Genomic DNA, 14,309 nt, shown 5'->3' on the forward strand with positions numbered 1-14,309 from the left:
GGATCATCCCGTGGAATGGCCCGTTGGGCAGCCAGTGGTGGCTCATCGGTGCAGTCTTGGCAAGCGGTTGCACAGTGGTCCTCAAACCTGCTGAGGATGCATCGCTCAGTGTGCTGCGTACCGTCGAACTTCTCCACGAGGCAGGCGTCCCGCCGGGAGTAGTCAACGTCGTAACCGGACGTGGCAGTGTCGCAGGCGCCGCACTAGCGCGACATCCCGATGTCGATCGCATTGCATTCACGGGGTCCACTGAGACCGGCCGGAAAATTATCGAGGCGTCTACTGTAAATATAAAAAAGCTCCAGTTGGAGCTCGGAGGCAAGTCTCCCGATATTATCTTCGCCGATTCTGATCTGGATAGAGCAGTCGAGGGAGCGGCGATGGGCGTGTTCGCTAACTCGGGGCAGATCTGTTTTGCGGGAACGCGTGTGTTCGTGCAGCGAGAGATCGTAAAGGAGTTTTGCGAGCGTGTCGCCATCTTCGCGAAATCGATCCGAGTGGGCCACAGCCTTGATCCGAACTCTCAGCTTGGTCCTTTGATTTCTAGCGCACAGCTTGAAAAAGTGATGTCTTACGTCCAGATCGGGGCAGATGAAGGAGCCAAGCTTGTTTGCGGTGGCGAGCGCCTACGCGGGTCGCTCGCTGAAGGATATTTCGTTTCGCCGACGGTGTTCACGAACGTCCATAACGAGATGAGGATTGCCCGCGAAGAGATTTTCGGTCCCGTACTATCGGTCATTCCCTTCGACACCGTCGAGGAAGCGATCGCGCTAGGAAACGATACCGAGTATGGCCTCGGCGGCGCAGTCTGGACGCGCGACATCTCGAAGGCACTCCGGGTAGTTAAAGGCATTCATACTGGCGTAATGTGGGTTAATTGTTATGGCTTGATCGATCCACTCGTGGGATTTGGCGGAACAAAGCTGAGTGGTTACGGTGCGAAGGGAGGTCGCGCGCACCTAGACACGTACCTGTATTCGAAGTGCGTGTACATCAATACATAACTCTACAGTCATCCCTAGGTTGTCAGCGCGAAGGTCGTCAAGTCAGTCGTCCTTCGAGAGCTGACTGCCAACATCGCTCCGTGGTGAAATGGCGATAGTGTGCTTGCCGGCCGCTATCCATAAAGCTATCCATAATCGAAGCCTCGAGGCCTCTAGCCAGCTCACGTCAGTATCTAGACATGCAAGCTTGTGCCATTGAAGGCGTCGGCCGCCGACGCCGCGTCATGAAGGTTCTTCGGGATACCTGCGCCATCGAACTTCATTCCCTCAGGCCGGCCCGGAAGAGATCTCAGGGCAAGCCGTCGCATCCCATCAGTGAGACAGCAACGCCATCATGCATGTTCAGCGGCACCGACGCCCGGTGCCAGGCGCGCCGGCGGCTGATGAAGTCAAGCTGATGGCTGACCAAGGGCGCGAAGGAGGACCATTTGAGGAGGGTCACGAAATTCGTTCGCGGCATTCGAGCTTCCCTCACATGCCTGCGTAAATCATTACATAAAAATCTGTAGAAAAATCTCACGTGCCATTTGAGAGTTTTTGTAGCGTCCGATAGACATTCGTGTTTTCCTCCTGATTGACCTCGATGTAGGTCTTACCCAGTGATATACATGCTATGTCACACGTCGACTGCGCACACTGTCACCGACGTTAGGGCCGCCTCTTCCGACTGAAGAGCTTCGGTGGTGACCGCTAGCGCGGACGGGCGAGACCGGTGGCGCGCTGGGGAAATCCGGACTACCACGGGGTAGGGTTGAGACAGTCCGGTGCGGTGGCGAAGATAGAGCCGCAACCCGAGAGTCTGTCGGAACCATCCATGTCGGGATGGCTGAAGGGACCGCCGCATTGAATGCGGTGGGGCCTTCGGCTATACCTGCTATTCTCGATCGAGGATATCTACGCTATTCCCCTAAGAAGGATATTTTCGTTAAAGCATATGCTCAATCTTGGGAGGTATGCTCGTGCGCGAATCTCATGTTTTGCTGACCAGGGGGCGGGCGGGTCGATAGACGCGCTTTCAGTGCATGTCGCGGGCGCGCACTCGGGCATTGGCAAGCAGGCTATCCGGGACTTCGCGGACTCGAGTTCTCAGGTGCACTATGATTGACTTGGTTGTCCGTCGCTAGGCGCATAGGTTGGACGACCTTGGGTCATAGCCTACCCGAGGTCTGTTGCATATCTCGACATGCTGACGTTTCAGTGTAGCTGGGGGGCATCGCGATAGGGTGCCTCTTTCATCTGGCGAGCGTGCCTAGATCAAGTTGCGCATCGCGCTTCAGATCCAGGTGCTTATTGTGCCCCCCGCGAGGCACCTGAATGCAGCCTGGCAGAGCGAGACCTCTCGTTACCGTAGCCGCGTGCCGAAGCGGGTTGCGGGAAACGTGGCGATGACGTCCAGGCGCCTGATCTCGGCTCGGCTTCTTGGGAGCCTTGAGCTGGATTCCGATGCGCCCCCGGCAGGGCGTACTGGAGTCGTTGGCCATTCTCGATCCGCTAGCGGCAATCCTCCTGTTCGCCATGTTCTTTGGCGTGCGGTGTTTTCAGTCATTGTGGTTCCGTCGACGCTGATGCAATCGGATCTGCATCGGATGTAATCGAGCCGCTATCTTGCGAACTGGGAATGCGGCGGTACACGTGCTCGGGCACGCGTCGGACGTTGAGCGCTTGACGGAGGACAGCAAGGCGATACTTCGCGCGTTGCGCCGCATAGTGACCTTTCAATATGCCTTCAGTCAATCCCCGGTGCCAACACCACTGTTCAAATGGACCGAGCGTCCCTTTCTGGGCTGAACTTCACGAGCGTCGGCGCACATGCAACTGCCAACGACCAGAGCAGATCGCTCATCAACAGGCTGACGAGTTTGACCTCGACTAGTTTTCCGCGAGAGTGCCAACGAACGCCGCAGTGTTTGAGAGAGTCGTTGACACGATGCCACCTCACGCGTACGATGTTTTGCACATTGGGTCCAATGTACAAAGAATCGTACAGCGGAATCCACCGTTGATCGCACCATAACGAAGGAGACAAGCGTGATGCAGGTGAGGAAGCACTGGATAGTTGTGTCTTTGTTGTGTCTGGGAGGAGCTATCAGCTACCTCGATCGCGCTGCGCTCTCGATTGCAGCGCCACTGATCGCAAAGGACCTAAAGCTCGATCCATCACATTTGGGGATCGTATTAAGCAGCTTCTTCATTGGGTACGCGCCCCTTTGTTTTGTCGGCGGCTATCTCTCTGACCGTATAGGGCCGAAAAGGGTATTGATCGGGGCCATGCTGTTCTGGTCACTGTTCTGCGGACTCACTGCTACGGCTACTTCACTCGTAGCCCTTGTGACCATCCGAATTTTCTTTGGAATGGGGGAGGGCCCCTTCGTTGCGAACATCAATAAGCTGGTTTCAAACTGGTTTGAGAGGAAGCAGCAAGCAACGGCAATCGCAATCTCAAATGCCGGTATGCCGTTGGGCGCGGCGCTCGCCGGTCCGGTCGTAGGATTCCTGGCAGTTCGGGAAGGCTGGCATTTCGCTTTTATTTCGATTGCTATTTTAGGAGTGCTATGGGTTCTACTCTGGGCAGCGTTCGCAGCTGACCGCCCTTCGCGTTCCGGCGAACAATCTGAAGAAAATAGCCGCCGCTCTGGAACGGTTGAATCGCCGATAGCACAGAAGTCCCTCGCGTACTACCTCCTGAAGCCCTCGACAATTACCACAGCGTATGCCTTCTTCGGATATGCCTATGTGCAGTTCTTCTTCCTGACGTGGTTTCCAAGCTATCTGACCACCGCGCATGGCCTGTCGATCAAGTCGATGGCGGTGGCAACGGTCTTTCCGTGGGTAGGCAACATCGTTGGATTGATCATCGGAGGGCTTGTTAGCGACCTCCTGTTCAGGCTCACTGGACGAGCGATTTTCTCCCGAAAATTAATCTTGACCACATGTCTGGCAGCGGGAGCCATCTGCATTGCGTTGATGGCTACCGTCAAAGACGCAACAAGCGCGGTCGTCCTGATGTCACTCGGTGCATTCTTTATGGCGGCCACCTACAACACTTACTTTGCGATTGTGCTTGATACAGTCGAGAAAGCACGTGTGGGAGCCATTGGTGGTTTTGTGCACTTTGTTTCAAATCTCGCAGGGATTGTGGCGCCACTGTTGACTGGCTATCTTGTTCAGTGGTCGGGTGATTTCCGCAGTGCATTCATGCTTACGGGGCTGATTGCCGCCTCTGGGGCGTTGCTGGTACTGGTCTTTGTGCGTGCGCCGCGCGTTCAGCGGGGCGTGGTTGACTCAACGCAATCTTCAAATGCGTTGCCTTGAAGTTCTCGTGTCATCGTCCACGGTAACCAGGCATTCTATGGCGTGAGGCTTCTGGAATCGCTGGTTGCTTGAACGGGTCGCCCTCAATTCGCTACCTACGAATCACTAAGATATTTAGACACGATGAACCGTCTGAAAAAGCTGGTCGACATTGAAGATTTTCGGAAAGGGGCTTTAAAAGCGCTTCCGCGGTTTATGTTTGACTACATTGAGGGAGGAGCGATGAGCGAAGATACGCTCCGCTCAAACGAACGAGACCTGCGGCAGATATCGTTGCGCCAGCGCGTCATGTGTGATGTATCCACGAGCACCTTGGGAACCACGTTGTTCGGGCAACAGATGGCCCTGCCCTTGATTCTTGGTCCGGTGGGGTTCGCGGGAATGTATGACCGACGCGGAGAGGTCCAGGCAGCACTTGCCGCACGCGATGCAGGTCTGCCTTTTTGCCTCTCGAGCCTCTCAATCTGTGGCATTGACGAAGTGCGATCAGGAAGCGGGACGCCGCCCTGGTTTCAGTTGTACATGATCAAAGACCGCGGATATATGGCCAACTTGCTGGATCACGCACGAGATGTCGGATGCCCCGTGCTTGTCTTCACGGTTGACCTGCCCGTCCCGAGCCCGAGGTACCGCGACTATCGTACGGGCTTTCGAGGGGATCCTGGCGTCGCGCGATTCATCAAGCTCGCCTGGGACACGTTGACTCATCCGAAATGGGCTGTCAACGTGATGCTGAAAGGGCGGCCTCACAGCTTCGGAAACTTCGCGCCAGGCATCAAGGAGGCTGAAGCGCTGGCAAATTTCAGTTCCTGGGTTCTCAAGAACTATGAACAAAAGCTGACGTGGGACGACTTGCAATGGGTACGCTCGCATTGGAGCGGGCCAATCGTAGTCAAAGGTGTTCTCGACCAAGTTGACGCAGAGGAAGCGGTTCGTGCCGGGGCCGACGGTATCATCGTTTCGAATCATGGAGGGCGGCAACTGGACGGCGCGCCTTCGACGATCTCGATGCTTCCGAAAATTTCGCAGCAGGTCTCTGGAAGGATTCCTGTTCTGGTTGATGGAGGAATTCGCACCGGGGTCGATATCCTTCGGGCATTGGCCAGCGGCGCTGACGCCTGCCTCATCGGGCGGGCATGGGCCTATGGGCTTGCTTGTGGGGGACGGGAAGGTGTAGCTCAAGTGATCAGGATATTGCAGAACGAACTCCGTATTACAATGGCACTGACAGGGTGCACGGACGTTCGTAAGATCGACTCGTCGATACTGACGTAGATCTCTGCTGAATTCCAAATGGGGTACGACTTTGTGGTGCCTCGAACACTAATCTGCGGCATTTTGAATGTCCTGGGTACTCGCTTGTTGCAGCTATTCGTCGGCCGTGCTTACCCGGTTCATTAGCCCAAACCTTCTAATCGACATCACCTAGACGGACGCAATCGAGATGAGTCAATCCTCCCTTGAGCAGAGTGAAACGCAGAAGACCGGTGGGCGCACCTCGGCCGACGGCGCGCAACGCTCTTCTTCAGCCGAGATCCGGGAGGCGTCGAAAGAGGGGGCGCGCAACGCTAGCTCTGCAACGGACCGGCATCAGGCTGGGACTACGCAAGGTCGTACGTATGATGCATTGCGCGCGATGATTCAAGAGGGAAAGATCAAGCCGGGAGAAAAACTCCTGGAGTCCGATCTTGCAAGGGCATTCGAAATCGGTCGCTCTCCGGCACGACTGGCACTCGCTGCGCTTTGCGACGACGGACTGATTGTGCCGAATGATGGCCGGGGATACCGTGTTCCAGGTCTCGAGGGGCAAGATTCTCCGGAAGGCTTGGGTCGGGCAGCGCATCTCGAAAAGGTCGACGTCACTGCTCCTCCACAGTGGCAAAGTCTGTACGAGGAGATTGAGCGCGAGTTGGCTATGCAGATCCTTTACGCGTCAATTCGCGTGACGGAAGAAGGAATCGCCGCACATTTTGACATTAGCAGAACCGTGGTTCGCGGAGTAATGGCCCGCTTGCACAGTAGCGGCCTTCTGTCCAAGAATAGCGGGGGCCATTGGGTTGCAAATCAGGTAACCCCCGACCGAATCAAGCATCTTCTTGAAATACGACGTCTGCTGGAGCCTACGGCGCTGCTAGGAGCGGTCGCCTGTGCGCCGGAGCCATTGGTGCGTGCAATTAGGGGGAGGCTTGCCGATTGGTCTACGTCAAATCGGCTCAGTGGAGCAGAGCTGTACGATGCGGAAAAGGATTTGCACATTGACTTCCTGTCACACTGTCCGAATACCGAAATCGGGCTCGCGCTGGCGCGAACTCATGTCTTGTTCGAGCCGACCCGCTGGCTCAGCAACTCGGCCGTCGAGAACTCAGGAAAGCTATTGCAGGAGGCTCTTATCGAGCACCTGCATGTTGAAGATGCTTTCGGTGAGCATTTGGAAATCCTGGACATGGTTCTCCAGGGGCGCGCGGAACTGGCGGCCAAAAAGTTAGAGCAGCATATTCTTGAGGCTGAGCGACGGTGGGCCGAACGATTCGAGATCGTCAAGAAGATGAAGCAACCCGATTTCCCTGCATATTTCACGTTGGCTTAAAAATCGCCTCCTTGAAAGTGTCGTGCAGTTCACAAGCTGAACAGTATCAGCGTACGCCTGGAGCGCCTTCATGCGCAGACCTGGAGATAGGCCGGCACATCCGACGCCAGATTACAGCCTGAGCCAAAACAAGAACCGATAGTCTCTTTTGATTGGGTGATCGCAGCCGCGAAATATGTGCCCTCAGTTGGTTCGCGTGGCGGAGTTCGCAACGTAGTTCGAAGCAAGTCGTGTGTGCTGTTCGTCTCGCTCCGATAGATCGGCGATCGCACTGCCGTTTTTCTTAATATATAGTTAGTTATACTGATGAGGTAATCATGCGTTTGGCTTCTTACGTCCTTCCAGACGGCGTCACTTCTTATGGGCTCGTCGATGGGAATACCATCCTCGATGCAAGCGCTACTCTGCGCGCAGCGTTTCCCAACGTTGTGGAATTCGCTTCCAGCGGTGGTTCTATGGGAGATTTTCACGGTGCGCAGGCTCGCAATTTCAATGAGGTAGTGCTGCTCCCGCCGGTCGACTTGGACAAGATCATCTGCGTCGGGCTCAATTATTTGAGTCATATTATCGAAACTGGCAGGGACGTCCCTGCGCATCCCGCGATCTTCACGCGTCATCCAAACTCGGTGGTCGGTCACGGCCAACCGCTAATTGCTCCGAGGGTGTCCGACCGTTTCGATTTTGAGGGTGAACTTGCAATCGTTATCGGCAAACGGGGCCATCACATTTCCGCCAGGGAAGCGATGAACTATGTTGCCGGGTACACGTGCTTCAATGATGGTTCAATTCGGGACTATCAGCGACATACGAGCCAGTACTGGGCGGGCAAGAACTTTGACCGTAGTGGGTCGATTGGTCCGTGGCTGGTGACGGTAGACGAGATGCCCAATATCGACAGCGAAACAATAGTCACGCGGCTAAACGGTCTCGAGATGCAGCGTGCCCAGTTTTCCGATCTCGCGATCAAGATTCCCGACCTAATCGAGTATGTTTCTTCCGTCTGCGAGCTTTCGCCTGGTGATGTTATTGCGACGGGGACTCCGGGTGGCGTCGGTGCGTTCAGAAATCCACCGGTCTTTATGAAGCCAGGCGACTTCGTTGAAATCGAAATTTCACGAATCGGCACCTTGTCAAATGTCATCGAGGCCGGACGTCGCGAGTAGGTCTAATGTCGCTTGGTCAGACAAAGTGTGAGCACGCCCAACCACGTGCTCAGCCCGGGACTTGTCGAACCGCGAAGCTGGGTGATTGTCCAAAGAAAGCGGCCTTTGTCCCCACGATGAGGCGAATCAACGATGTGATGCTTGCGAATGGCTCGCGCAGTTGGCGAGAGCGGCGTCAGCACGACGCTTGACGCTGTGCTCAAGAGCAGTGCAGTGAAAGTCTCATGCTGCGTTCGTCGGGCCCCGCTGCCGCAAGGCAGTGGGACTGCCGACTACATGCAGGGGCCTCCATTGAAATGGAAGTACTCAGATCCATCGCGGCGAATCCGGTGCAATTCATCTGGTTCAATGGACAAGTTATGGATCGGAACAGAGCTCCTTACCAACTGTTTCCAAGTAGGTGATAAAGGTGCGATGCACTTCGTTCAATGGAGCCGTTTCGCGAAAAATGACCGCGATGTTCCGTTTCAGTGCTGGAAAAGTAATCGGCAACGCCTTGATGCGACCTTCCTTTACGTCGGCAATTACAGAGTGGGCGGGGAGGAGGGCTAGGTGGTTACTTTCTATGAGCAACGTTTTCGCAAACTCAATGGAACCACTTTCGATGAACTGTTGTGGCGGTGGAACGCCTTCGGCTTCGACAAGTTTCTCAAATACTGCTCGCTGATGCCACCCGACCATCGGGCTAACCCATGGGAATTGTGCGAGATCTGCCCATGTCAGTTCGGCCAATCCAAACAGATAGTGGTTGGGCCGTGCGAACGCGCAGAGCCGATCACGGAAGAGTACCCGCTGTTTCAGTCCTTCCGGAAAGATGTCAAAAAACTCGGTCCGAGCGATGATAAAGTCAAATTCTCGTCGAAACAGTCCCAATAACAGATCGATTTGGCGCCTCTCTACCACTCGCAACATGACGTCCGGAGCGTGCTCCCTCCAACGAGCAACCGCGAGAGGCAGCACCCGGCTTGCGAGGCTAGGTAATGTGCCAATCGTCACGACATTTGTCGGTGCGGAATCGCTGCGAAGGCGCATCTCCGCGAGACCGATTTCATCTCTAATATGTCTCGCGTGTGAGTAGACAAGTTCGCCCAGCGGGGTGGGCACGATGCCGGTCGGCGCACGGCAAAGCAGCTTCATGCCAAGATCACTTTCGAGGCGATCCATCGACTTCGTCAAAGCCGGTTGAGATATTGCCAACTTTTTCGCCGCTTTCGAAAAGCTACCCTCTTCAATGGCAGTAACCATATACAGCAGCTTGCGAGGATCCATCGACAGTCTAGACGTCGCGATACCTACGCCTTGGTCAGAATCGTTTGTCTCAAGATTAGTGCTATCCTGCATCGCTAAGATCGACATGGCATTGCATCCACTTTAACCTGGTGTCCTGCGGTCACACACCTGCGGGTAACAAGACTAAGGCCTTTCGTCTGACCCGCTGTGACAGAGTAGGGCGAGACTGGCCAGCGTCTAACTTCGGCCGTCGAACCGTGGATCCGTTGCAGCGCGTCGCGGCCGTATGTAGACGATCCACTCGTCGCGCTTTCAAACGGTCCTGTCCTCGATATTTCCGACGCCAGATAGAATATTTTAGCTTCCTCGTCGGCTTGGCGAAATCGGGGCGCACACCGAGCGCGAGGCAGTCATCGGCAATCGTGCCTGTCGCGACGACCTGACCAGCGTTAGATCCCCCAGATCTTCGAACAGGCGGTTCAAGTCTGTAGTTATCGATTTTCCAGATCGATAGTTATCGCTGTAGAACCCACTAAAATGCCTGCGAACCTTCTGTGGCTTCCGGTCAAACGAAAACCACGAGTCAACTAATTTCTGCAGGACATTCCGAAGGAGTGTCGTCTGTTCCAAAGCAGAAATCTTGACGGGATTTGCACCCACGTTTTGGTCGTGTGCAGATTGCAGTGCTTACTCCTCCTTCCTGTGTGCGATCTTTCGATTAATGTCGCCACACACGGAATCCGGCGCCGAATCACTGTATTTAATTTTTTGGTTCAAGTTAATAAGCATGTAGATAAGGCGTGAACTATTAATTTTCATTTTCGGTGCCATCTTCATGCTACGCCTCGAACTCATCCTGTCTGGGATGTATATTGTTCTCGTTGAGATTCGTAATGATTCTCGTGTAAGAACTGGCCTCTCCGTTTCAAGACCTCGTTTGTCGCTTACCGACCGTCAGCGGTGATCTGTGCGCGACCATCGAATTGGCAAGCACTATCTCAAGAACCTCCGGCCGGCCCTACCGGTTGTAGTTGGTGCTCCTCGAAAACTAATGCCCTCATCGGCAGTAAACCGCTAGTTGCTGGAGAGTTATCCGGCACTAGTAAAAACCCTTATGCGAAGTGTAGGGTCATACGTAAAGATGTCTCCTACCTTGGCTGCTTAATCTACTTTCAATGCTCGGCTCCGCTGTTCGCGAATGATTCGTCAAGTAGCTCGCTTGTTTGCTGTCAGTCTAGGTTTTTAGGCGACCCATAACTAGATTAGGGCGACATCCGATATAACCACAGGTTATTGTCGAACGGGGGGTAACTATCGCCGCTGTCAGAGCGTCCAAAGATGGCTCGGCGGGCGCGTCATTGCAGCTGTCACGCTAGCCACAATAGATACGTAGACTTGGGCGGATTCGCCCTGCTCGGTGGATACAACTCGCCGAGCAAGACATGCACAGGAATTGGGTCAATTGAGGTCTGGCTGAGCCACTCCTATCGGAGTCGATGACGGCCTGCCTCGTTCTTGATCCCCAAGAGGCAACCACCAGCCAGTGCTTGCGAGGGTCGGTCAAGACTTGGAAATAACTTCTCGGTGTGCCGTCCCAGAGGCGGTTTATCTCTTCGCTATTCAATATCGCGCTTCTCGTCGAAATCCTCTTGAGCCCGGCGGCTCCCTGAGGTCGAAGCAGGTCGTCTCCATAACGCAAGTCGGATATCGCAGCGACATCAGTGCGGAACTCCTATGACATAACTGCAGGCTATAAGGTTGGATGTCACAAGCTTTCGCTCTGAGTCGATCGCCCTCAAAATACCGCACTTGCTCGAAGCAGGTACATAAAGGCACCTACCTGCACATTGGTTGCAATCGACGATGGATAGCAATTTTCTGCCAAGGCCCGCTCCAATCAACGTTTCAGCGGTATGGCGAGAGGCCTGGGAACGCCATCGCCGCGGGAAACGCAGAGGGTGCACGATACCGACTCCTAGCGATCACGGCTCGTCAATAGTGATGGCTTCGAGTGCGGCACCTCCGAGGCGTTAGTCGCACGAACTTACTTGAGATGAGTAATAAACTGTGAAGATAGGAATACCAAAGGAAACTCAACAGCATGAGCTACGCGTCGCAGCCACGCCCGCGACTGTCCAAAAACTAGTCGCGCAAGGACATCACGTTCATGTTCAGAGTGGTGCGGGTTTGGCGGCAAACTATATCGACGACGCGTTCGTTCAGGCGGGTGCTGATGTCGTTGACGCTGCTACGGCTTTTTCCGCTCAGATCGTCCTAAAGGTGCAATCGCCGAGCGATAGGGAACTGGTGATGCTCAATCCGGGCGCCGTGCTCGTTGGCATGCTCGATCCCTTCAACACCGAGAACACGGCGCGCCTCGCCGCTGCTAACGTCACCGCTTTCGCACTCGAAGCAGCGCCGCGCACAACCCGTGCGCAGAGCCTCGACGTTCTCTCGTCGCAGGCAAACATCGCAGGATACAAGGCGGTGCTGATGGCCTGCCAGTATTACCAGCGTTTCATGCCGATGCTGATGACCGCCGCCGGCACCGTCAAGGCGGCACGCATGTTGGTGCTTGGCGCGGGCGTCGCGGGCCTGCAGGCGATCGCGACGGCTAAGCGTCTGGGCGCGGTGGTCGAAGTGTCAGACGTCCGACCGGCCGTGAAGGAGCAGATCGAGTCACTCGGTGCGAAGTTCATTGACGTGCCGTTCGAAACGGATGAGGAGCGCGCGGCTGCGGAAGGTGTTGGTGGCTATGCGCGGCCGATGCCGCCAAGCTGGCTCATGCGGCAAGCGGCGGAAGTGCATGAGCGGGCGAAGGCGGCGGACATCGTCATCGCGACAGCATTGATTCCGGGGCGTCCCGCGCCGACGTTGATTTCGGTGGAAACGGTGAAGCACATGAAGCCTGGCTCTGTGATCGTCGATCTCGCCGCTGGACGCGGTCCTGAGTTCGAAGGCAGGAAAGGCGGAAACTGCCCTCTCACAGAAGTCGACCAGGTGGTAATGAGGTACGGCGTGCATATCGTCGGCCACACGAACCTCGCCTCGATGGTCGCAGCCGACGCCTCCGCGCTCTACGCACGCAATCTTCTCGACTTCCTGAAGCTCATCCTGACGAAGGAAGGTACCCTCAACATCGACCTTGCGGACGACATCGTCGCGGCTACGCTCCAGTGCCGCGACGGACAGATCGCCCGAGCGCCGGCCTGACGCCGACACGGAGACGCACATGGATGTCATCAATCACACAGTGATCAACTTAATCACCTTTGTGCTGGCCGTTTATGTCGGCTATCACGTAGTTTGGAACGTCACCCCCGCGCTGCATACACCTCTCATGGCCGTGACCAACGCGATTTCGGCGATCGTCATCGTCGGCGCGATGCTCGCGGCGGGTCTCACGGTCGGCGTCGCGGGCAAGGCCTTCGGCACCTTCGCCGTACTGCTCGCAGCGGTAAACGTGTTCGGCGGCTTTCTTGTCACGAGGCGAATGCTTGAAATGTTCAAGAAGAAGGCATCGAAGAAGGTCACGAGCAAGGAGTGCGTCTAAATGAGCATGAATGTCGTCACACTTCTGTATCTCGTTGCCTCGGTGTGTTTCATCCAAGCTTTGAAGGGCTTGTCGAATCCGAAGGTCGCGCGCATTGGCAATACCTTCGGCATGGTTGGCATGGCTATCGCCATTCTTACGACGCTCGCGCTGATCGTGAAGCAGGCTGCTTATCTGCAAGCGAATCTGACGCTTGGGCTTTCGTTGCTATGCGCGGCATTAATCGTCGGTGGCGGTGCGGGCGCGTACGTCGCCGCGAAAGTCGAGATGACCAAAATGCCTGAACTTGTTGCGGCGATGCACTCGCTGATTGGTCTTGCGGCTGTCTGTATCGCGTACGCGGTGGTTGCGGAGCCGTACGCGTTCGGACTCGCTGCGCCCGACGTGCCGATTCCGTACGGGAATCGCGTTGAGCTGTTCATCGGCACGTTTGTCGGCGCGATAACGTTCTCGGGTTCGGTCATCGCATTCGGTAAGCTCTCGGGCAAGTACAAGTTCCGGTTGTTTCAGGGGGCTCCCGTCAGATATTCGGGACAACATTGGATCAACCTGCTGCTCGCCATCGCGATGGTCGGCTTCGGCGTGATCTTTATGCTGACGGACTCGTGGCTGCCGTTCATCATCATGACGGTCATCGCGTTCGGGCTCGGTGTGCTAATCATCATTCCTATCGGCGGCGCGGACATGCCGGTGGTCGTTTCGATGCTCAACTCGTACTCTGGCTGGGCAGCAGCCGGCATTGGCTTTTCGCTGAACAATCCGATGCTAATCATCGCAGGTTCGCTCGTGGGTTCATCGGGTGCGATCCTGTCATACATCATGTGCAAGGCGATGAACCGGTCGTTTTTCAACGTGATTCTCGGCGGCTTTGGTGGTGAGTCGGGTGGTGCGACCGCGAACGTGTCTGCGGAGAAACGGCCGGTGAGGTCCGGTTCCGCCGATGATGCCGCGTTCATGCTTGGCAATTCAGAGAGCGTCGTGATCGTGCCGGGGTATGGTCTTGCCGTGGCGCGCGCGCAGCACGCGTTGAAGGAGCTGACCGACAAACTCGTGGAGAAGGGCATCGACGTGCGGTATGCGATTCACCCCGTCGCGGGGCGAATGCCGGGGCACATGAACGTACTACTGGCCGAAGCCGAGGTACCTTACGAGATGGTGGAGGAGATGGAGGACATCAACGGTGAGTTTGGCCAGACGGATGTGGTGCTGGTGCTTGGGGCGAATGACGTTGTGAATCCGGCGGCGAAAACTGATCCCAAATCGCCGATCGCGGGTATGCCTATCTTGGAAGCGTACAAGGCACGGACGGTTATCGTTAATAAGAGGTCGATGGCGGCGGGCTACGCTGGTCTCGACAACGAACTGTTCTATATGGACAAGACGATGATGGTGTTCGGAGATGCGAAGAAGGTGGTGGAGGACATGATGAAGGCGGTCGAATAGCCACGAAATGGGCTACG

At 55.7% G+C, this 14,309-nt stretch carries 9 protein-coding genes; 8 read left to right on the top strand and 1 reads right to left on the bottom strand.

Features of this window, described 5'->3' with window-relative positions; all coding sequences use genetic code 11:
• The 5 genes from VSR72_RS32360 to VSR72_RS32380 form a co-directional block, all read left to right on the top strand.
• A partial coding sequence (locus VSR72_RS32360; protein ID WP_342956337.1) for an aldehyde dehydrogenase family protein occupies positions 1 to 1,004 on the top strand: 1,004 nt, incomplete at its 5' end.
• A 2,031-nt stretch (positions 1,005 to 3,035) separates the two neighbouring features.
• Positions 3,036 to 4,316: an MFS transporter gene (locus tag VSR72_RS32365; protein ID WP_342956429.1), complete on the top strand. Its 1,281-nt coding sequence runs from the start codon at positions 3,036 to 3,038 to the stop codon at positions 4,314 to 4,316.
• A gap of 123 nt (positions 4,317 to 4,439) precedes the next feature.
• A complete protein-coding gene (locus VSR72_RS32370; RefSeq protein ID WP_342956338.1) occupies positions 4,440 to 5,591 on the top strand; it encodes an L-lactate dehydrogenase in 1,152 nt (383 codons plus the stop codon).
• 169 nt (positions 5,592 to 5,760) lie between these two features.
• Complete coding sequence (locus VSR72_RS32375) at positions 5,761 to 6,903, top strand: GntR family transcriptional regulator (RefSeq protein WP_342956339.1); 1,143 nt, start codon at positions 5,761 to 5,763, stop codon at positions 6,901 to 6,903.
• 317 nt (positions 6,904 to 7,220) lie between these two features.
• Positions 7,221 to 8,066, top strand: coding sequence for a fumarylacetoacetate hydrolase family protein (locus VSR72_RS32380; RefSeq protein WP_342956340.1), 846 nt, complete (start codon positions 7,221 to 7,223; stop codon positions 8,064 to 8,066).
• A gap of 357 nt (positions 8,067 to 8,423) precedes the next feature.
• Here the strand turns inward: VSR72_RS32380 and VSR72_RS32385 are convergent, their stop codons facing one another.
• Complete coding sequence (locus tag VSR72_RS32385; protein ID WP_342956341.1) at positions 8,424 to 9,422, bottom strand: LysR family transcriptional regulator; 999 nt, start codon at positions 9,420 to 9,422, stop codon at positions 8,424 to 8,426.
• A gap of 1,941 nt (positions 9,423 to 11,363) precedes the next feature.
• Here VSR72_RS32385 and VSR72_RS32390 point away from each other — a divergent pair.
• The 3 genes from VSR72_RS32390 to VSR72_RS32400 are packed head-to-tail and all read left to right on the top strand — an operon-like array spanning position 11,364 to position 14,292.
• The gene (locus VSR72_RS32390) at positions 11,364 to 12,509 is read left to right on the top strand and encodes a Re/Si-specific NAD(P)(+) transhydrogenase subunit alpha (protein WP_342956342.1); all 1,146 of its coding nucleotides are present in this window, start codon (positions 11,364 to 11,366) and stop codon (positions 12,507 to 12,509) included.
• Positions 12,510 to 12,528: 19 nt separating this feature from the next.
• Positions 12,529 to 12,849 carry an NAD(P) transhydrogenase subunit alpha gene (locus tag VSR72_RS32395; protein ID WP_233852938.1) on the top strand — a complete coding sequence of 107 codons (321 nt, stop codon included), beginning with the start codon at positions 12,529 to 12,531 and terminating at the stop codon, positions 12,847 to 12,849.
• The gene (locus tag VSR72_RS32400; protein ID WP_342956343.1) at positions 12,850 to 14,292 is read left to right on the top strand and encodes an NAD(P)(+) transhydrogenase (Re/Si-specific) subunit beta; all 1,443 of its coding nucleotides are present in this window, start codon (positions 12,850 to 12,852) and stop codon (positions 14,290 to 14,292) included.
• Positions 14,293 to 14,309: the final 17 nt, after the last annotated feature.

Origin of the sequence: Paraburkholderia sp. JHI869 (assembly GCF_038900775.1) — a bacterium.
GTDB lineage: Bacteria > Pseudomonadota > Gammaproteobacteria > Burkholderiales > Burkholderiaceae > Paraburkholderia.

Bases quoted from the DNA above. Each gene is read 5' to 3' on its own strand.
- VSR72_RS32370 (WP_342956338.1), top strand. From the start codon at position 4,440: ATGAACCGTCTGAAAAAGCTGGTCGACATTGAAGATTTTCGGAAAGGG.
- VSR72_RS32365 (WP_342956429.1), top strand. From the start codon at position 3,036: ATGCAGGTGAGGAAGCACTGGATAGTTGTGTCTTTGTTGTGTCTGGGA.
- VSR72_RS32395 (WP_233852938.1), top strand. From the start codon at position 12,529: ATGGATGTCATCAATCACACAGTGATCAACTTAATCACCTTTGTGCTG.
- VSR72_RS32375 (WP_342956339.1), top strand. From the start codon at position 5,761: ATGAGTCAATCCTCCCTTGAGCAGAGTGAAACGCAGAAGACCGGTGGG.
- VSR72_RS32385 (WP_342956341.1), bottom strand. From the start codon at position 9,422: ATGTCGATCTTAGCGATGCAGGATAGCACTAATCTTGAGACAAACGAT.
- VSR72_RS32400 (WP_342956343.1), top strand. From the start codon at position 12,850: ATGAGCATGAATGTCGTCACACTTCTGTATCTCGTTGCCTCGGTGTGT.
- VSR72_RS32380 (WP_342956340.1), top strand. From the start codon at position 7,221: ATGCGTTTGGCTTCTTACGTCCTTCCAGACGGCGTCACTTCTTATGGG.